A 21,092-nucleotide genomic window follows, 5' to 3' on the forward strand; every position below is an offset into this window, starting at 1 on the left:
AAACAACATCATGAAAACTAAACATTTATTCTTAGCTTTCTTTTTTTTAACATTTACTTTTATTGCAAATGCGCAACAAGTAATTTATAACGAAACATATTCTAGTACTAATGGTTGGCCAGAAGGAAATAATACTACCAGAGAGTTAATTGTTAAAAACGGAAAATATTATTTTGAACATAAAAGAAAAGATAAAAACTGGAATGTAAGAACTCCAGAACTTGAAATTGATTTAAATGGTGATTTTGAACTAGAAACATCCATAGAAAGAATTTCTTTTGACAATGCAAACCATGCTTTTGGTTTTATGTTTGGTAATAAAGATGATAAAAATACTTTTCATTTTTATTTGAGCAACAATCAATACAGAGTTTCAGATAAAAGAAATGATGAATATGTAAACTATAAAGGATGGAAAACTTCAAGTGCTATTAATACAGGAACCAATGCAACCAACAGGTTTAAAGTAAAAAAAGTTGGTAATGTAATGTCATTTTACATTAATGATAGTTTTTTAGAAAGTAAAAATTATAATGCTTTCACTGGTAAAAGGCTGGGAATTTACATTTTTGATAAACAAAAAATTGCGATAGACTACATTAAAGCTACTCAAATTAGTACAAACCCTATTGTAAACACTACTACAACAAATGGCAATATAATTTTAGAAGACGATTTTACTTCTAATAAAGGTAACTGGGCAGAATCGTCTACAAGTGATGCAGTTTTAGAAGTAAAAAATAATAGATATTATTTTGAACACAAAAGAACTTCTGGAGGTTGGTCTAGTACAAAAGTTGTTGATATTGATGACAATAAAGATTTTGAAATTGAATCTCGTTTTTTAAAGATTGGCGGAATTAACAATAACGGTTATGGATTTGTTTTTGGTAGAAAAGATGGAAATAATCAATTTGTTTTTACAATTACAGGAGATGGTTCTTATTCTATAGATCAATATGTAGATGGAAAATATACTGCATTAAAAGAATGGACAAAATCAGAACATATAAAAACTGGTGATTATGCTTACAATACCTTAAAAATAAAAAAAGAAAGAGGCTTTATTAAGTTTTATGTAAATGATAGATATTTAACATTATATACGCACAAACCATTTCTAGGTAATCGCTTTGGTTTTATCGTTTACAATGATCAAAAAATTGCTATTAATGATTTAAAAATAAAATACATAAACCAAAGTAATGTTACAGTAAATAACAATGTTACTACCACAACAACAACCGGTAGTGTAATTATGGAAGATGATTTTTCTTCAGATAAAAATGGTTGGGCAGAATCATCAACTGAAAGTGCTGAAATTGAGCTTAGAAATGGCAAATATTATTTTAGTCATAAAAGAGATTCAGGTGGTTGGACAAGTACACAAGTTGTTGATATTGACACCAACAAAGATTTTGAAATTGAATCTAAATTCACAAAAATTAGTGGTATTAATAACAATGGTTTTGGTTTTGTTTTTGGAAGAAAAGATGGCGATAATCAATTTGTTTTTACCATTACATCTAACGGTTCCTATTCAATAGATCAATATATAGACGGTAAATATACAGCTCTAAAAGATTGGACTAAATCCTCTTATATAAATACTGGAGATAATGCAGTAAATACCTTAAAAATAAAAAAAGAAAGAGGGTTTATAAAATTTTATGTAAACGATAGGTATTTAACTTTATATACGCATAAACCCTTTATGGGCAATCGTTTTGGTTATGTTGTATATCATAAACAAAAAGTTGCAATCGACGATTTAAATATCAAGTATATAAATCAAAATGACAATAATGACAATGTTGTTGTTGCTAATGGAGAAAATGTACTTTCAGATTATTTTACAAACAACAATAATAATTGGCCAACTACAAATTCTAGTGGCAATACAATTATGAGTGTCGCAAACAATTATTATAATTTTGAACATTTAAATGAATCTAGTGGTTGGGCTGTTAACATCCCAAAAACTATTGATACTTCTAGAGATTTTGAAATTATAACTAGAATTAAAAAAGCTAGTGGAGTTAACAATATTTCATATGGATTGCAATGGGGAAAAGAAGGTAAAAGTAGCTTCCGTTTTTATATTACAGGAAACGGTTATTATAAAATTGCACGTGTAGTAGATGATAAAGAGGAACTGATTAAAAAGTTTACACTATCATCAGCAATTAAAAAAGGAAACGGCGAGTTTAATACGCTAAAAATTAGAAAAGAAAGTGGGCAATATAAATTTTATATCAATAATACTTTTATTACACAGACAGATTTTGAAGCCTTTTTTGGACATCGATTAGGTTATGTTGTTTTTAACAAACAAAAAATTAGTGTTGATTATATTACAATTAAATATTTAAAAAAATCAAAAAACACTATTGTAACTTCTAACACTTTAACTGTTCCATTAAACGAAAGTTTTGCTAATAATACAAACGGATGGAACTTATCTGATGATACAAATGCAAAAACCAGAATTAGTAATGGTAAGCTTTATGTAAAAAGTAACAACGAAAAAGGTGGTGCTTTTATAAGTAAAAAAGTTGGAATAGATACTAGTAGAGATTTTATAATAGAAACATCGTTAACTAGACTTACCAGTTCATCTAATGGTTCTATAGCTTTTGTTTTTGGTCGTCAAAATAACACAAACGAGTTTGATTTATTTTTATCTAAAGATGGTAGCTATTTATTTAGAAAGTTAGAAAATGATGTTTCTAATAAATTAATTCCATGGACAGAAACTACTACTCTTAACACTCAAACATATCAACCAAATAAAATAAAAATTGTAAAAACCAATAATTTATTGAGAATTTATATCAATGATCAATATGTAAATGAAGCTCCATATTCTAAATTTTTTGGAGATTATATTGGGTTTAGTGTTTATAATCAACAAGAAATTTCTGTTGACTATTTGAATGTTACTTACCCATCTTCTAGTTTTAATACACCTCCAGAAGTTGTAATTATTGAACCAGTTGTTCAGCGTGGATTTAAAATTGTTAAAACAAAAACGATTTTAGTACGTGGTAAAGCAACAGATAAAGATGGAATCTTTGAAATTACAGTTAATGGTGTTGAAGCAAGTGTTTCTGAAAATGGAACATTTACAGCAAATGTTCCTTTAAAATATGGAGAAAATGACTTAATTGTAAAAGCTACAGATATGAAGAAAGCTTCATCAACCAAAACATTTACAATTAAAAGAAAATCTCCAGATGTTGTTGATGTTAAAGATGATGATGTTATTGTTGTAAATAATGATAATAAAGGCTTCGGAGAATATTATGCATTACTAATTGGAGTTAGTGATTATGGTGATGGCGCAATTACAGATTTAGGCGGATTACCAACAAAAGATGCTCAAGACTTAGGAAATGTTTTGATAAACAAATACAGCTTTAAAAAACAAAATGTAGTTATCCTAAATAATAGTCCGACAGAAAATGATATTATTAAAGAATTTAGCAAACTAAAAAAGAAAGTTACCGATAAAGACAACTTATTAGTATTCTACGCTGGTCATGGAGTTTATGATGAAGTTAGTCAGGTTGGACATTGGTTACCTTCTGATGCTGATATGGAATACGAGCTAAATTTAATTAGTAATTCTCAAGTAGTAGATTTCTTAAAATCGATTAGATCTAAACACACATTATTAATTTCTGATGCTTGTTTTAGTGGTAGTATTTTTAAAACACGTTCGTTTGATAAATCTCCGAAATCTATTCAAAAGAAATTTGAGTTAACAAGTAGAAAAGCAATTACAAGTGGTACTCTAAAAACAGTTCCTAACAAAAGTATGTTTTTAAAATACCTTTTAGATAGATTACAAAACAATCCAAATAATTATTTATCTGCTCGTCAATTATTTGATAAAATAGAAGAACCTGTTATGAACAACAGTCCGAATACTCCGCAATATGGAACTATTTACGGAATTGGAGATGAAGGTGGAGATTTTATTTTTGTCAAAAAGGAATAAGTAGATAATAGTAAAAAAAACAAAAAAGCTCTAGTTTAAAATTAAACTAGAGCTTTTATCATTATATTTTATAGTAAATTAGCAAAAAATATTTTTACACTTGAGAAACCAAAAACCAACAACTTATTGGAAACATCGAATTCATGAAATTATTTATGAAGCTGACACTAAAGGCGGAAAAATTTTTGATGTAATTTTATTTATTGCAATTATTACAAGTGTTATATTAGTAATGTTAGAAAGTGTTGCAAGTATAGATACTGAATATCATAATATTTTAAATATTTCTGAATGGGTAATTACCATCTTATTTACAATTGAATATATTTTACGTTTAGTTTCTATAAAACAACCTTTAAAATATGTGTTTAGTTTTTACGGTATTATAGATTTATTATCTACAATTCCTAAATATCTTTCATTTGTACTCATAGGTTCACACAACTTAATTGCCTTAAGAGCTTTGCGATTGTTAAGAATATTTAGAATCTTAAAGTTGGCAAGATATATTGGTGCTTCAAATAGACTTTTGGTTGCATTAAGAGCAAGTAAAGCAAAAATCGCTGTTTTTATATTTTTTATTGTTATTATTTGTACCATTTTAGGAACCGTTATGTATATGATTGAAGGTGAAGAAAATGGTTATACTAGCATTCCTAGAAGTGTATATTGGGCAATTGTAACGTTAACTACAGTTGGTTTTGGTGATATAACTCCACAAACGCCTTTAGGACAATTAATTGCAAGTATTATTATGATTTTAGGTTATGGAATTATTGCAATACCTACAGGAATTATAAGCTCAGAAATGACTAAAATGGACAGTGTTAATACCAACACACAATCTTGTCCAAATTGCTTAGCTGATAAGCATAAAGATAAAGCAGAGTTTTGTTACAAATGTGGAAGTAAAATTCACTAAATGTCTTCATTAAACAATACCTATTTAATTACAATAGTTGGCCCAACTGCAATTGGTAAAACTGCTTTGAGTATTCAGCTTGCAAACTATTTTAATACCGAAATTATTTCTTGTGATTCTCGTCAGTTTTATAAAGAAATGACAATCGGAACTGCTGCTCCAACTAAAGAAGAATTAAACGCTGCAAAACATTACTTTATTCAAGATAGAAGTATTTTTGAGAACTATAATGTTGGAGAGTTTGAACGTGATGCTCTAAAAAAAATATCAGAACTTTTTTTAAATAATAATGTTGTAATTATGGTTGGCGGAAGCGGTTTATATGTTGATGCTGTAATCAATGGATTGGATTATTTTCCTGATGTAGACCCATCAATTAGAAAAAAATTAAACGAAAATTTAGCAAAAAACGGAATAGAAAGTTTACAACAACAATTAAAAGAATTAGACTTAGAAACTTATAAAACTATTGCAATTGATAATCCGCATAGAATTATAAGGGCATTAGAAATTTGTATTGGTTCTGGTAAAACGTATTCGAGTTTTAAAAATAAACCAAAAACTCCTAGGAATTTTACATCGATAAAAATTGGTTTAACAGCAGAAAGAGAAATTATATACGATAGAATTAATCAACGTGTTGATATGATGATTGCTAACGGATTGATAGATGAAGCTAAAAAACTATATCCAAATAAAAAATTAAATGCTTTACAAACCGTTGGCTATCGAGAATTATTTTCCTTTTTTGACGGTACAATAACTAAAGGGTTTGCTATAGATGAAATCAAAAAAAACACGAGACGTTTTGCTAAAAGACAAATAACATGGTTTAAAAAAGACGAAAGTATTGCTTGGTTTAATTATAAAACAGAAGTTACATCTATTATTAAATTGATAGAAAAAGGCTTTAAAGCTGTTAAAAACTCTTAATAAATTAGGTGAAAGCACTCGCTTTCTTATATTTGCCAAAAACTTATAAAAATGAAAACTAAAATTACATTAATCATTGCTACTTTTTTTGTTTGCTTAACCATAACTGCACAAACAAAAGTTGGAACTGTAGATAGAGAATTTATTATTGCAAAAATGCCACAATTAAAAACTGTACAAGATCGTATTAGTAAATATGGTGCAAGATTAGATTCAATAAATAAATCAAAAATTACAAAACACGATGCTTCTGTAAAAGAATTTAATGATAATATTAAAACGCTATCTGAAGCTGATAAAAAAATAAAATTTACAGAAATTTCTAAACTAAAACAAGAGATTACTCAGTTTCAACAAAACGGAACTACCATGATGCAATTAAGAAGAAACGACTTTATGCGTCCTTTATATCAAAAAGTAAATGAAGTTATTGAAGGAATTGCAAAAGAAAAAGGATACACACAAATATTAACTGTATCTGGTAATAACTTTGCGTATTTAGACATAAATCATGACATTACTAAATTGGTTTTAGCCAAATTAGGAATTAAAGAATAAACACTAAATTTTATTGAACAAAAACCAGTACAATTGTGCTGGTTTTTTTTATATCAATCCTTTAGATTTAAACTCTAAATATTTATTAATAACATTAACAGAAAGTAATTCTGGTTTAGTTAAAATAGTATTTACTCCTTTGCTTTCCAACTCCTTAGCAATAAGCCTTTTATCGTAAGAAAATTTTTCTGCAATGGTCTTGTGATAAACTTCTTGTAAATCATTTGCATTGTTTTTAATTAATTCATCTAATTCTGTATTCTCAAAAAATACAGTAATTAATAAATGCTTTTTTGAAAGGGCTAATAAAAAAGGCAATTGCCTTTTTAAAGAAGAAATATGTTCAAAATTTGTATATAAAATCAATAAACTTCGTTGATTAATTTTACGTTTAATGGTTCCGTATAACAGTCCAAAATCTGAATCTGAATATTCTGTATTAATATTATACAACGTTTCGTTTATTACTGATAAATTTGTTTTTTTATTGCTTGCCAAAACCAAGTTATTTACTGATTTTGAAAACGTTAACATTCCAGCTTTATCATTTTTTAGCAACGCAATATTAGAAAAAGCTAAAGTTGCATTAATGGCATAGTCTAATAATTTTAATTCATTAAACGGCATTTTCATGACTCTTCCAGTATCAATAATAGAATATATTGGTTGCGATTTTTCATCTTGATATTGATTCAACATCAACTCACCTTTCTTCGCTGTTGCTTTCCAGTTTATCGTTCTAACATCATCTCCAACAACATAATTTTTAATTTGTTCAAACTCTAAAGTATGTCCGATTCTTCTTATTTTTTTTAAGCCAATTGCATTTAATTTATTGCTAATTGCTAAGAATTCGTATTTTTTCATTTGAATATAAGAAGGATACACAGCGACCATTTTATCTGCATCAAATCGAAATCTTCTAGAAAAAAATGATAATGCTGTTGCAGCAAATACATTTAAGCTTCCAAAATGGTATTCGCCTCTTTCAAAAGGTGTTACTGTATAATCAAAAGTTTCAGCTGCGTGTTTTTCTAAACTTTTAAAATGAACAAAATCTCGTTTCTGAAACTGTATTGGTAATTCATCAATAGTTGTTAATTTTATTGCAAACGGATATTGATTATTTAATGTGATAGAAACTTTATTTTCATCAGAGTTAGAAAATTTTTCTGGCACTACTCTATTTGCTGTAATTCCATTTTTAAATCTAAATAAAAGTACAATATCAATAAGAGCAATTGTTGTAAAAGTGATTGCCAAAAACCATGCAACAACCAATAAAATAGAAATCCAATATGAAAGTAAAAATACTCCCGAAAGAACTGCTATATAGCTAAAAAACCTGTTGTGAATATGTAGTTGTTTAAAGATTGTCAAAATTATCTTGGAACTTCTATGGTTTGAATAATCATTTCTATCACTTTATCTGTTGTAAAACCTTCCATTTCTCTTTCTGGAGTTAACATAACTCTGTGTCTAAGCACAGGAAATAAACTTTTCTTTACATCTTCCGGAATCACAAAATCTCTACCGTTTATTGCAGCAAAAGCCTTTGAAGCCATTAAAACAGCAATACTTGCTCTTGGCGATCCGCCTAAAAATAAATGCGGATGTGTTCTGGTATTTAAAATAATTTCTGCGATGTATTTTACAATTTTTTCTTCTACAATAATATCGTGAACATTTGCTCTAAATAGAATTAATTCTTCTTCTGTTAAAACCGCTTCTATTGCAGATTCTACCGATGTTCCTTTTCTATTATTGTGATTATTAATGATTGTAATTTCTTCTTCTAAATTTGGATAACCAACATTGATTTTAAATAAAAATCGATCTAATTGTGCTTCTGGCAATGCGTATGTTCCTTCTTGCTCAATTGGGTTTTGAGTTGCCAAAACCATAAATGGAGCTTTCATTTTATATTGATTTCCATCAATTGTAATTTGTTTTTCTTCCATTACTTCAAACAAAGCAGCTTGTGTTTTTGCAGGCGCTCTATTAATTTCATCAATCAATACTAGGTTCGAGAAAATGGGTCCTTTTTTAAATTCAAAATCAGACGTTTTCATGTTTAAAACAGAAGTTCCTAATACATCCGAAGGCATTAAATCTGGTGTAAATTGAATTCTATTAAACGCAGTATGAACCGTTTTAGAAAGCAATTTTGCCGTAATTGTTTTTGCAACTCCAGGAACGCCTTCAATTAAAACATGTCCGTCTGCTAATAAAGAAACTAATAATAACTCAACAAATTCATCTTGACCAACAATTACTTTTCCTAATTGCTCTTTAATTTTATCGACAGCTTCTTTTAACTTCGATAAATCTATTCTGCTAGAAAATTGTTGGTTTTCTTCTGGGTTTTGTTCTGATTGTGTTTCCATATGATGTTTTTTATTATACTCTTTGTTTTTTAAATTGCTCTATTTGAGAATTTAATGCGATTAATTGCTCTTTAGAAATTACTTTCAAACGTTGTATTGTGTTTATGTTTTTAAATAAATCTTGAACATCTTCGAACGCATTTCCACTTCTTAATGCTACAGTTTTGTAGAATTCAGCATCAATAGTTTGTGTAGAAATATATAATTGAGTTCTGATATATTCTAAGAAGTAATTAATTTTATGTTCTGCTATATTTTTATGTTCTGATTTATGATAATACATCATAGCAATAGTTCTTGTAAAAGCTACTGTTTGATTTTTTAATGATGTTATAACTGGAATAATTCTTTGTGTTCTTTTTCCTTTAAAAACAACAAAAAATAGCACACCAATTAAAGCTGTATAATACGCCCAACGCAAATTATCTGAGCTTAAAATATAATGCATTGGTGATGTTATTTTTGATTTTCCTGTTTTATAATAATCATCGTAAAATATCGGTTTGCTTTCATCAATATAAGATAAAACCGAAGAAATGTATTGATGATTTGCATCTTTTAACATGCTGTAATTAGTGAAAGCTAACGGAAATGTATGAAAATAAAACTGTCCTCTTCCGTGTTTATATTTAATAAAATTGATGCCTTCTGCTCCTTTTATTGAATCAGAATCTTTAATAATTAGCTTTCCTAAAACTGTTGTTTTTAACGTATCTATTTCAGAAAAAACAATATTGCTATTTTTTCTGTCGAACATATATTCTGTGGTGTCTAGGTTCTTATTTAATAGTTTATAAAAAGATTCTTCTTTAAAAAAGCTGGTTGCTAATTGTTTTGTTTTTAGATTTAGTGTATCAATATTTGCGCCATTTGTTGACATAAAAACTTCGTTTCCACGTGCTACAAATTTTAATAATTCTTCAAATTCAACCTCTCCGAAATTTAAAGCACCATCAACAAAAAAATAGGTTCCGTTTTGAGTAGTATCTTTTAAAAATTGATACGGTGGTTCGGTAATCGTTTTAATTTCTGTTTCTTTAAATAGTTTTTTAAACTCTTCTGTAAACACAAAAGTTCCGTACGGAATCTTATGATTAGTTGCATAACTAGGAAACCAATTGATAGGTTTTGGCTTGCTTGCTTCCATAAAAATAATGAGTGCAAACATGAGTATGAAAACCGAAAAATATATTTTTAGTTTCTTATCCAAATCTATTTAATTTTATGTTCTATTTTTTGAACATTTTCCATTCCTTTTAAATATTGTTTGTCATTAATTTCAAAATTTCCGTACCAAACATAATCGTAAAGTTGGGTTATTTTATCAAACTCTATATGAATATTTTTATCTTGAAGTTCTTTACTATAATCTTCGTTTGTTTTTTGTTGCTCCCAAACAATTAGCTCTTTATTAGATAGTTTCTGCAACAATAAAACATATTGATATCTAGTTGCTAATCTGTAGTTTTTTGCTTCTACTGCAGCGTTTATCAATGTTGGCAAATCTTTACTATGTAACAATTCTTCATCAACTTGTAAGTGTACAATCTCTTTATTGCTTTTACCGCCAATAATGTTTCTAGAATTAATTTTTAAGAAAAAATTGATAATCAAATACAAAACAACAACTGCAATAATGTATGGCAGCAGCTTTAAAAAACTCTTTATAAACCCTAACGGAGCTTCAATATCATCAAAAAACCAAGAAAGTATTTTTTGTAAAACTCTATTAAACCAATTAGAAATTTGCTCATATAAAGAAGGTCCAGATGTATTTTCAGAATAATCAAAAGCAGAATCGTTTTTGTAATCTTCTATATTGTTTTTATCAAACTGTTTTTTTATAATTGATGTTGAATCAATTTTTATTTCAGGGAATTTTTCTTGTGCAGAAATCCCTGAAATAATAAAAAAGAAAACGATATATAAGAGGCTTTTTTTCAAATTAATTAACTTCCTAAGCTATCAATTTTATCCATTGCTCCTCTTCCATTTTTCTGCTCATCAATATCAAAATAAATAAAAACACTTGACACTAAAGTTACTCCATACAAAATAAACTGACCGATATAAGAAATTCCGTTTAACATCAAATAAATTGGATCTGTTAGCGATTCTGCAAAAGCAGTTGGATCGTTTGTTGTTATTACAGTTCCTGCTTTTATGAAAAAATAAATGATTGCTGGTACAGAAAAAACGTATCCAATAATGTTTACAATTATTCCAACTACTAACATTACTCCAAAAGTTTCCCACCAATGTCCTTTGATAAAATTAAATGAATAACTAATAGATTCTGTTGCATCCAAGTTATTATACACCAATATTGGTGCAGCTAACGCTAACACTGTTCCTGTGTAAATTGCAGGGAAAAAGCATAATAAAGCACTTGCTAAAACAATTAAAGCAACCAAGAAAAATAATCCTGTAAAAGACCAGAATTTATCTTTAACTCTATCTTGAATCATCATAAAATCTACAGATCCATTATTTTCTATGTATGATTTTACATAATACAATGCTGTAATATTCATTATCACATAAGCAATTAAAAAGAAAACCATCATAAATGCAATTGAGATAAATAGCAACCCAAAATTTGGTTCTTCATAAACACCAAAATCAGAAGTATCTAAACTCCCAAAAATAGACGGAAATGAATACATGTAGAAAAATAGTGCACCAATTGCAATAATAATTGGTAAAAAAGCCGTTTTTAAAATGGCACCAAAAAAAGGTTTCCATTCTAATCTTAAAAACTTAAACGTATCAGAAATTATTGCTCCTAAATCTCTTTCTTTTTTAAACTCGATGTAGTTATTGTTATTCATTTTCTTGGAGTTTTTTTGTGATTCTAATTGGGTATATAATGTAGTAAAATATTATTAAACTTAAAGATGATACAATGATAAAAACGGCTAACCAATCGGGCATTTCTGTATGTCTAGTTACAAAACCTTCTAAGAATCCTGCAACGATAAAAAACGGAATGGTACTTACCATAATTTTTAAACCAGCTTTGATACTTTTTTTAAACGATTCTAACCGCGAATACGTTTTCGGAAACAACAAACCGTTTCCTAAAACCATTCCTGCACAACCAGCAATTATAATTACAGAAATTTCGATTGTACCATGAATCCAAATTGTTCTAGACGATTCCCATAACAAATCTTTATCATAAAAAAAGTACAGAAAAGAGCCTAACATAATTCCGTTTTGCATCATTACATATAAAGTTCCTACAGAAAACAATATTCCCAAAACAAAAGCCATCATTGCAACTCTAATATTGTTAATGGTAATTCCTAAAAACATATCCATTTCTGCTTGCTGTTTATACACAGCCATCGGATCGCCTTTTGCAATATTTTCTAAAGTCATATTCACATAAGAGTCTCCTAAAATTACACGCACAAAATCACCGTCGTTAGCAGCAGAAAATGCACCAACTAAAGCAAAAAATAAAAACACAGAAAACGCAATTAATAATTGTTTTTGATGTTGATAAAACTCTAGAGGAAATTCCGTTTTAAAAAAGGTAATAAATCTATTTTTACTTTCTTTTTTAGTAACATAAATTTTTAAATGCGCAGCAGCAGCGACACCGTTTAAATAAGTAACTACTTTACTATTAGGATAAAATGTTTTAGCATAACTTAAATCGTCAGTAATTTCTATGTATAAATCAGATAATTTATCTGGAGAAACACTTTTTTTCTTTGCTAAAATAGCTTCAAAGAGTTGCCACTTTTCTTTATGATTCTTTATAAATGCGGCTTCTCTCATTAACTAAAAAACCTATTTAATAACAAAATCTGTAAAGTAATCAAAGTAGTCATAGAATCTTTTTATATTCGCTCTTCATATGAAAAAGACGATTAACAAATAACGGTAAAAATGGATAATTTTCAAATAGAAACTGCTCAAAATATTTCTATCAATCAAAATGTTGCACATTTAACCACAAGAATTGGTTCGTACCTAATTGATAGGTTGATTATTGTTGGTTATATCATCATCATTGTTATTATAATGAATTTAACAAAATTAGACAATGGTTTTGATGCTTGGGTTGCTTATTTATTATTTGGATTGCCAATCTTTTTTTATACGTTGATTTTTGAAATGTTGATGAACGGACAAACTCCTGGAAAACATTTTAACAAAATTCGTGTTGTAAAATTAGACGGATCAAAACCAACTTTTAGTAGTTATTTATTACGTTGGATGTTGAATTTTATTGATTTTTCTTTGTCTTCAGGTTCTGTAGCTATAGTTAGTATTTTATTAACTGGAAAAGGACAACGTTTAGGAGACTTAGCAGCCGGAACAACTGTAATTAGTGAAAAGAAAAGAGTAAGTATAGCGCAAACTGTGGCTGTAGATTTGCCAGAAAATTACGTTCCTCGTTTTCCGCAAGTAACTGTTTTAACTGATAAAGATATGCAAACCATAAAAAGTGTGTATTATAAAGCCAAAAGAAAACGTAATCATAAAGTATTGATGAAGTTACACGCAAAAATCATCAATTTAACACAAATAAAAACAGATTTAAATGCAATGGATTTTATTGAAATTGTATTGAAAGATTATAGCTATTATACGCAGCAATAAAATTATATTTTGCTTTTTCTAATATGAGATTCCTCAATCGTTTTACAACTCATTTACGAATGACAACTAATTTGATAACTGTTAACTGAAAACTGATAACCGTTTTACCTTCTACTATAATTTGGTGCCTCTTTAGTAATTGCAACATCGTGTGGATGACTTTCATTAATTCCGCTTGCAGTAATTCTAACAAACTTTCCAGTTTCTTTTAAAGTAGCCACATCTTTTGCGCCACAGTAGCCCATTCCTGCTTTTAAACCACCAACAAATTGATGAATACTTTCTTCTAATTCTCCTTTATACGGAACACGACCAACAATTCCTTCTGGAACTAATTTTTTAATATCGTCTTCTACATCTTGAAAATATCGATCTTTTGAACCTTTTTTCATCGCTTCAATAGATCCCATTCCTCGATATGATTTGAATTTTCTTCCTTCGTAAATAATAGTTTCTCCAGGTGATTCTTTGGTTCCTGCTAATAATGAACCTAACATTACACAATCTGCTCCTGCTGCAATTGCTTTCGGGATATCACCAGTATAGCGAATTCCACCATCGGCAATAACTGGTATACCAGAACCTTTTATTGCTGCTGCAACTTCTATTACTGCAGAAAATTGTGGAAAACCAACTCCTGCAACCACTCTTGTTGTACAAATTGATCCAGGTCCAATTCCTACTTTTACTGCATCGGCTCCAGCATCAACTAAAAATTGAGCCGCTTCTGCGGTTGCAATATTACCAACTACAACATCTAGATTAGGAAACTTTGCTTTTACTGCTTTTAACGCATTTACAACTCCTTGTGTATGTCCGTGAGCTGTATCAATTATAACTGCATCAACTCCAGCATTTACCAACGCTTCTGCTCTTTCTACAACATCAGGAGTAACTCCTAATGCAGCAGCAACACGTAAACGACCAAATGTATCTTTATTTGCTGTTGGTTTTTGAGTTACTTTTGTAATATCTCTAAATGTAATTAATCCTGATAAATGAAAATCAGCATCTACAATAAGTAATTTTTCAATTTTATTTTCTTGTAAAATTAATTCTGCTTGCGCTAAAGAAGTTCCTATAGCAGCAGTAATTAAATTTTTAGATGTCATTACCTCGGTAATTATTCTATCGTTTTTCTTTTCGAAACGCAAATCTCTGTTGGTAACAATTCCTTTTAAAACACCTGCATTATCAACAATTGGGATTCCGCCAATTTTATGCTCTTGCATTAATACTTTTGCTTCTAAAACTGTGGCATTTAAAGGCAAAGTTACTGGATCTAAAATCATTCCTGATTCTGCTCTTTTTACTTTTCTAACTTCTTGAGCTTGTTGCTCAATGGTCATATTTTTATGTAAAACACCAATTCCGCCTTCTCTAGCAATAGCAATTGCCATAGCAGATTCTGTAACGGTATCCATAGCTGCGGATACAATTGGAACGTTAATCGTTATGTTTTTGGTAAATTTTGTTTGGATATTTACTTCTCTAGGAAGCACATCAGAAAAGGCGGGTACTAAAAGTACATCATCGTAGGTTAAACCTTCTCCAACAAGTTTTGAATTGTGAGCTTTCATGTTACAATCAACTTATAAATTAATTGCAGGCAAATTTACAATTATTAATTGAAAAGCTACTAAAATTCTATTTTTTAATTAATAAACCTTTTAAAATAAAAAAAACTGAGGCTGTAAATGCGATTGTCATTAAAATTCCAGAAATCATAATTACATATTTCATCCACAAAATTCCTATCCACATAAAATAAATTCCGCCAAAAGTGCAAAGGATAGAAACAAAAGGTTCTATCATTAAAAATGCTTTTAACTTTTTATTGATTCCAGTTGTAGCAACTATTCCGCCTAATAAAAAAAAGATAACAGACAATGATAAAATATGATTGTGAACCAATGTCATTACTTCTTGGTTGCTTTTTTTAAATTTCATAACCGTAGCATCTTCATCATTTTCGTTTCCTATATAGCGTTCTTCAATTCCGGTTGGATTGGAATTACTGGTTTCATCAACAAAACGAATTCCTGAATAAAAACCAATACTTAGCGTAAGTATAAATGCGATTACTAAGCCTTTAATTTCTTTTGGAAACTGAGAAATACTACCGTGAATTTGCATTATAAAATGTTGTTTTTATGTAAAATACCAATATCCAATAAAAACTGATTTACAGCTTTGGTCATAGACAATGCGGAAATTGTTGCACCAGAAATTGCCATGATGTTGTTTTTATATTTTAATTGATCTTTAGACGATTTTCCTATGAATTGTTTTAACCAGCGACCGCTCCCAATTTCTCCGCCATAATCTTCTCTATAAATTAAAACTTTTGTTTTAAGAATTATCAACTCTTTATTTAAAAGAATTAAATAATCAAATTCATCTGTTTTACTTGGTGCTTTATCAATATATGCGTAACCCAAAACACTTTTACCATCAACAATTTTAAATAAATTAGCGCTTCCAATTTTTTTACCGAGTTGATTATTTATTTCAACAGGAATTGTAACACTTACTAATTGTAAATTTTCTTTATTAAAATTTCTTACAAGCTCTTTAGTTACTTTTTTTGCAATATTTTTTGGTAATTGATATGCAAATAATTGTGCTGTTATAAAGAATATAATTAGAAATATAAATTTTCTAGTTTTCATGTTGCAAAAATAGATGAATGTTTTTAAAACGGATAAAACTAGGATACTATTTTAAAACAATATCCTAGTTTAAAATTTATACTAATAGTTTTTCTTAGAACCAAATTCCGAATCCTAAGTTTAATTGTTTTACAGTATCAGCACCCGGAATTGCAGTTTTTTTAAATTGATAATCTGCTTTAAACGCTGCTCCTGGAGCAACTTTATACGTTAAACCAAAAGTAATTTCGTTTCTATCATAACTTAAATTTTGAGCTAAATTTCCTTCTGTTGAAGCGTGAGTATTAAAATCTTCAAAACGTACAAATCCTACTAATTCTTGTTCTTTTTCTTGAGATAATAAATTGTAAGCAGCTTCTACATACCAACCTTGTAGCGAAGAACCTAAATCAGATCCATAATATGCATTGTATGCTTCACTGTCTGTAATGTTTGTGTGGATAAATTGTCCACGAGCAGAAAAACGCTTGTATGCATAACGCGCATCCAATCCAAGCATTGCAACACCAACATCTGCACCATCAATATCTTCTATTGATTTATCAGATTGTGTTCTACCAAAATAACCAGATAACCCTAAACGCAATCCTGGCAATCCGTAATAATCTAATTTACCAGAAAAATTTACATTGTTCATGGTAGATTCTGCTCCTTTTTGTCTTCCGTTTCTTAATCCATTTGAACCTCCTAATAATTTACTTCCGTTTTTAGAAGCAAATCCGTTAAACATATATACTTGATAACGCAAAGAAGCTTCGTTAGACTTTCCAGAAAGTCCTAAACCAATTTCTCTCCAAGTTGTTGGCACAATTGATTTATCCATACTTGGTCTTTCTACTCCATTAAATGTAGTTGGTTCGTGATATTCGTTTACAATTCCCATCGGAACCAGCATTAAACCAGCTCTTAAATTAATATTATCAGTTAAAGAATACTGTAAAAATGCTTGTTCTACATAAACTTCTTTAACATGTTCAAATTCTAATTCTGTTATAAATTGAGTTCTTTCGTTAAACTTATATCCCAATAATAATACAACTCTATGCACGTCTAATGTTGCATTTTTTCCTGTTGCTCTATTATAATGTGCTTCTGCATAACCTCCAATTGTTAGCCCTTTTTGGTTACCATTTGTGGTTAATAATTTTTGTGCAGCATTTTCTTGTGCTGATAAACTGATTGATAAACTTACAATTGCAAGTAATAAAATTCTTTTCATTTTTATTTAGATTAATTATAAATAGTTTTAATTATGCCGCAAAAGTAAAAACACTTTTTAGTTTAAAAAAGCTTATTTAGATTTATTTTAAATAAAAAATAATGAGATTAAAATAAGAAGTTGAAATACTGTTATTTACCTACAAAGATTTTAAGTATAAAATTACAGCATTTCTAATATCAGAAGAAATATCTGTAGCAATTGGTTGATAAATAGAAAGTACTTCTTTGTTTTTTTCGGATAAAAATGGAATGTCGAATCCTTTTAAAAGGTAATCAGAAAAAGCAACTGTATAGGTCTTGTTTGGGTTGATTGGTTTTGATTTTATCAGCCATGTAGAAGTTGCTTTTGAAACATTATAGCGTTGTAAATAAGCTCCTGTACCTGCAGCTTTTTCACCATAATCTAACACTTTTAATAGTAAACTTCCTTTGATTTTAACTTTTAAAACAGCGCCGCCATAAGGCAACACTCTAAAAATATCGACTGCTGTAATATTTCCTTCCAATTCATCATCAATTCTTATAGAACCACCATTTACCAATGCACAATCTACTTCGTCATCAAACGCAAAAGACATTGATGTTGCAATAAGAGTTCCTAAATTTGTTTGTTCGCTTCTTATCGGTTTGTCTCTTCCGTCTAACGGAATTATTGCATTTAAAATTACTTCTTCTGGAGTATCAATAATTTCTTTTATCTCTTTCTTTAAAATGTTTTGCCATTTTTTAACAACTACTCCTACTCTTTCATTTTCTTCAATAGATGCATTTATCTCTTTTAATTCTGATTGAATTGTAGCTTTTTTGGTTTTTGTGTCAAAAGAAATTCTATGAATATATGCCGTTTTTGCATTGGCATCGGCTTTTGCTACAAACGAATTTCCGACAGGAATCATCATATTTATATGTTCATGTCCGCCCATAATTAACGGAATGTCTGGCAACAATTCTGCAATTTTTTTATCTTCTGAGATGCTTAAATGTGTCAACCCAAAAACCACATCAACTTGGTCTTTTAAATCGTTATACGAACGTGTTGCTTCTTCAAATACATCTTTATAAGTAACATAACTTCTAGGATTAGAAGGCACACAAACACTAATAAATCCGACTTTGATTGTAGTTCCATCTGCGTCGGTAAATTCTTTGATAATGGTTTCGTTTATACGATTGTGTTTGTTAGAAAACGGAGCTATTTTTCCGTCTTTATTTTCTAAAACATTGCTTGTAATCCAATCAAAATTACTTTCGTCCATTCGTTTTTGTAAATCGTTGGCACTTAAATCAAACTCGTGATTTCCAAAAGCCACCAAATCAAAATTCATGGCATTCATGGTTTCTATCATTTGTTTTCCACGAATTCGTTCTCCATTATATTTTACGGTTCCTAATAAAGACGGATTTAAAAAATCGCCCGCCATCACCAATAATGTGTTTTTATTTTCTTGTAATAATTCTTGATGCACCGTTTCTACTCGTGCCATTCCGCCAAATTCGCCACCTTGAATCGGAGCAATTTCATACACATCATTCAATTGTAAAAAAGTGAAATCTATTTTTCCATCGTCTCGAGAACATGAAAGAAATAGAACTATTGATAAAAAGTATAAAATTGATTTGATTGATTTCATTTTAATATATTTTTTAAGGTTTCGATTAGTTTCACTAGCTACCTTCAATCAAAATATATTTTGATTTTGCTAATGTTCAAGGTGACAACTTTTAAACTTTACACCTTTGCCACTTTGCCACTTTGCAACTTAGAACCTTTGCGCCTTTGCTACTTATCCAAAAACATTCATTGCCACATTATAAGCACTTTCAAAACTCATTGGTTTAATTCCGGTTTCTACTTTTTGCTCAGTAAAATAAGACAATAATTTTTCTGTTGGCATATTTCCAGTTAAATCATCTTTTGCCATCGGGCAACCACCGTAACCCATAATTGCGCCATCAAAACGATGACAACCAGCTTTATACGCAGCATCAACTTTTTCTTTCCAAGAATTTGGAGTTGTATGTAAATGTGCACCAAATTCTATTTGTGGATACGTTGGAATTAAATTAGAAAACAAATACTCGATAACTTCTGGAGTTGAACTACCAATCGTGTCAGAAAGCGATAAAATTTTAACGCCCATTTTCGATAATTTCTCTGTCCATTCCCCCACGATTTCAACATTCCAAGGATCTCCGTACGGATTTCCAAATCCCATTGATAAATACGCCACCACTTCTTTATTGGTTTTGTTGGCGATGTTTAAAATTTCGTCCAAGGTTTCTATAGATTCTGCAATGGTTTTATGCGTATTTCGCATTTGAAAGTTTTCTGAGATTGAAAACGGATAGCCTAAATAATCAATTTCTTCAAACTGAGCAGCATCATCTGCACCACGAACATTGGCAATAATTGCCAACAATTTACTTTGTGTTGATGACAAATCTAATTTTGCCAAAACTGCTGCTGTATCCCGCATTTGTGGAATCGCTTTCGGTGAAACAAAACTTCCAAAGTCAATTGTGTCAAAACCTACACGCAATAACGCATTGATATAGTTTGCCTTGTCTTCTGTAGCAATAAAATGCGATTTTATTCCTTGCATGGCGTCACGTGGACATTCTATAATTTTGACTTTTTTCATAAAGAATCAAAGATAACCAAAGCTTTGGATATTGGAAATTAATTTAACTTGTTTCTAAAACCCTTTTTCGGTAACTTCGCTAACTGCTGATATAAATCATTAAAACGGATTCATATCAAAATGCATTGCCAACAAGCTAAAAAAAACCGAACTAATTACCAAATTGGTAACTTTTTTATTATATTTGCGTCAAACAATTATAATGTGAGAGTAATCGCAAAACGAACTTTACGAGATTTTTGGGAAAAACACGCTGATTGTGAAGAACAATTAAAGTCGTGGTATAGAGAAACTGAAAAATCCGAATGGAAAAATATTAACGAATTAAAAAGTGAATATCCGAGTGCTAGTATTTTAAAAGACAATCGAATTGTTTACAATATAAAAGGTAATAATTATCGTTTGATTGCAAAATTTAATTTTGAATACGGAATATGCTGGATAAGGTTTATCGGAACTCACGCTGAATATGATAAAATTGACGCAAATAATATCTAATTATGAAAATATTACCAATTAGAAACGAAAAAGACTATCAAAACGCACTCAACAGACTTGAGGAAATTTTTGATGCAAAAAAAGGAACGGAAGATGGAGACGAATTGGAAATCCTGTCAATTTTGATTGATAGATATGAAAATGAACAATTCCCAATCGGAATGCCTGACCCAATCGAAGCAATTAAATTCCGAATGGAACAAATGGGAATGAAACAAAAGGATTTAGCAGAAGTTGTCGGATTTAAAAGTAGAGTTAGCGAAATTTTGAATAAAAAAAGAAAACTGACTCTAGATATGATTAGAAAACTCAACACTACTCTACATATTCCTACTGAAGTTTTAATTCAAGATTATTAATTGAAAAAAGCCAGTTGGCAACAACGTATAAAATTAATTGCTTGGTACGAGCCAGCTTACGAAAATCCTCGCGGATTTTCTATTCGGTTTGTATTTGCTAAATTCGTTGCTAAACCACGCAACTAATCTTATACAAAACCGTTAGCGAAACTTCTGACCCGTCCTGAATAAAGGCTACATAATTTTAAACATTATGTATAGAAATGACAAAGTAATTAGACGGTATTCAGAACCCTTTAAACTGAAAATTTTAGCCGAACTTACAACCGGAAAACACACA

Annotated in this window: 19 protein-coding genes; 7 read left to right on the forward strand and 12 right to left on the reverse strand. The window is 29.5% G+C overall.

The annotated features are described in order from the left end of the window. Positions 1 to 10: 10 nt before the first annotated feature. From ABDX67_RS10815 to ABDX67_RS10830, 4 genes are all read left to right on the forward strand, one after another. Positions 11 to 4,003: a caspase family protein gene (locus ABDX67_RS10815; protein WP_347175043.1), complete on the forward strand. Its 3,993-nt coding sequence runs from the start codon at positions 11 to 13 to the stop codon at positions 4,001 to 4,003. 100 nt (positions 4,004 to 4,103) lie between these two features. Next, positions 4,104 to 4,925: an ion transporter gene (locus ABDX67_RS10820; protein WP_347175044.1), complete on the forward strand. Its 822-nt coding sequence runs from the start codon at positions 4,104 to 4,106 to the stop codon at positions 4,923 to 4,925. Then, positions 4,926 to 5,858 (forward strand): tRNA (adenosine(37)-N6)-dimethylallyltransferase MiaA, encoded by a 933-nt coding sequence (gene miaA / locus ABDX67_RS10825; RefSeq protein ID WP_347175045.1) that lies wholly within the window; start codon positions 4,926 to 4,928, stop codon positions 5,856 to 5,858. Between the two features lie 51 nt (positions 5,859 to 5,909). After that, a complete protein-coding gene (locus ABDX67_RS10830) occupies positions 5,910 to 6,416 on the forward strand; it encodes an OmpH/Skp family outer membrane protein (protein WP_347175046.1) in 507 nt (168 codons plus the stop codon). Positions 6,417 to 6,464: 48 nt separating this feature from the next. Here ABDX67_RS10830 and ABDX67_RS10835 read toward each other — a convergent pair whose 3' ends face one another. The 6 genes from ABDX67_RS10835 to ABDX67_RS10860 form a co-directional block, all read right to left on the reverse strand. Further along, a complete protein-coding gene (locus tag ABDX67_RS10835; RefSeq protein WP_347175047.1) occupies positions 6,465 to 7,796 on the reverse strand; it encodes a DUF58 domain-containing protein in 1,332 nt (443 codons plus the stop codon). Between the two features lie 2 nt (positions 7,797 to 7,798). Continuing rightward, positions 7,799 to 8,803 carry an AAA family ATPase gene (locus ABDX67_RS10840; RefSeq protein WP_347175048.1) on the reverse strand — a complete coding sequence of 335 codons (1,005 nt, stop codon included), beginning with the start codon at positions 8,801 to 8,803 and terminating at the stop codon, positions 7,799 to 7,801. 13 nt (positions 8,804 to 8,816) lie between these two features. Beyond that, on the reverse strand, positions 8,817 to 9,950 hold the full coding sequence (locus ABDX67_RS10845) for a DUF4350 domain-containing protein (protein ID WP_347175049.1): 1,134 nt from the start codon (positions 9,948 to 9,950) through the stop codon (positions 8,817 to 8,819). A 65-nt stretch (positions 9,951 to 10,015) separates the two neighbouring features. Beyond that, entirely contained in the window at positions 10,016 to 10,747 is a 732-nt protein-coding gene (locus ABDX67_RS10850) for a DUF4129 domain-containing protein (protein ID WP_347175050.1), read from the reverse strand. Positions 10,748 to 10,752: 5 nt separating this feature from the next. After that, entirely contained in the window at positions 10,753 to 11,634 is an 882-nt protein-coding gene (locus ABDX67_RS10855; protein ID WP_347175051.1) for a hypothetical protein, read from the reverse strand. Beyond that, entirely contained in the window at positions 11,627 to 12,592 is a 966-nt protein-coding gene (locus tag ABDX67_RS10860; RefSeq protein ID WP_347175052.1) for a stage II sporulation protein M, read from the reverse strand. Before ABDX67_RS10860 ends, ABDX67_RS10855 begins: the two co-directional genes overlap by 8 nt. A gap of 111 nt (positions 12,593 to 12,703) precedes the next feature. On the opposite strand from ABDX67_RS10860, the gene ABDX67_RS10865 reads away from it, so the two are divergent. Next, positions 12,704 to 13,420, forward strand: a complete 717-nt coding sequence (locus ABDX67_RS10865; protein WP_347175053.1) for an RDD family protein — start codon at positions 12,704 to 12,706, stop codon at positions 13,418 to 13,420. 104 nt (positions 13,421 to 13,524) lie between these two features. Here ABDX67_RS10865 and guaB read toward each other — a convergent pair whose 3' ends face one another. The 6 genes from guaB to ABDX67_RS10895 form a co-directional block, all read right to left on the reverse strand. Further along, positions 13,525 to 15,000, reverse strand: a complete 1,476-nt coding sequence (gene guaB / locus ABDX67_RS10870; protein WP_347175054.1) for an IMP dehydrogenase — start codon at positions 14,998 to 15,000, stop codon at positions 13,525 to 13,527. A 67-nt stretch (positions 15,001 to 15,067) separates the two neighbouring features. Further along, the gene (locus tag ABDX67_RS10875) at positions 15,068 to 15,556 is read right to left on the reverse strand and encodes a hypothetical protein (protein WP_347175055.1); all 489 of its coding nucleotides are present in this window, start codon (positions 15,554 to 15,556) and stop codon (positions 15,068 to 15,070) included. Continuing rightward, positions 15,556 to 16,092, reverse strand: coding sequence for an FMN-binding protein (locus tag ABDX67_RS10880; protein WP_347175056.1), 537 nt, complete (start codon positions 16,090 to 16,092; stop codon positions 15,556 to 15,558). The genes ABDX67_RS10875 and ABDX67_RS10880 overlap by 1 nt, the downstream gene beginning before the upstream one ends. A 94-nt stretch (positions 16,093 to 16,186) precedes the next feature. Beyond that, positions 16,187 to 17,311 (reverse strand): porin, encoded by a 1,125-nt coding sequence (locus ABDX67_RS10885; RefSeq protein WP_347175057.1) that lies wholly within the window; start codon positions 17,309 to 17,311, stop codon positions 16,187 to 16,189. A 139-nt stretch (positions 17,312 to 17,450) separates the two neighbouring features. Next, positions 17,451 to 18,944 carry a bifunctional metallophosphatase/5'-nucleotidase gene (locus tag ABDX67_RS10890; RefSeq protein ID WP_347175058.1) on the reverse strand — a complete coding sequence of 498 codons (1,494 nt, stop codon included), beginning with the start codon at positions 18,942 to 18,944 and terminating at the stop codon, positions 17,451 to 17,453. A 153-nt stretch (positions 18,945 to 19,097) separates the two neighbouring features. Further along, positions 19,098 to 19,955 (reverse strand): hydroxymethylglutaryl-CoA lyase, encoded by an 858-nt coding sequence (locus ABDX67_RS10895; protein WP_347175059.1) that lies wholly within the window; start codon positions 19,953 to 19,955, stop codon positions 19,098 to 19,100. A gap of 204 nt (positions 19,956 to 20,159) precedes the next feature. On the opposite strand from ABDX67_RS10895, the gene ABDX67_RS10900 reads away from it, so the two are divergent. Further along, a complete protein-coding gene (locus ABDX67_RS10900; RefSeq protein WP_347175060.1) occupies positions 20,160 to 20,453 on the forward strand; it encodes a type II toxin-antitoxin system HigB family toxin in 294 nt (97 codons plus the stop codon). A gap of 2 nt (positions 20,454 to 20,455) precedes the next feature. Further along, positions 20,456 to 20,812 carry a helix-turn-helix domain-containing protein gene (locus tag ABDX67_RS10905; protein ID WP_068449010.1) on the forward strand — a complete coding sequence of 119 codons (357 nt, stop codon included), beginning with the start codon at positions 20,456 to 20,458 and terminating at the stop codon, positions 20,810 to 20,812. Positions 20,813 to 21,092: the final 280 nt, after the last annotated feature.

This window comes from Polaribacter uvawellassae, assembly GCF_039748955.1.
Lineage (GTDB): Bacteria > Bacteroidota > Bacteroidia > Flavobacteriales > Flavobacteriaceae > Polaribacter > Polaribacter uvawellassae.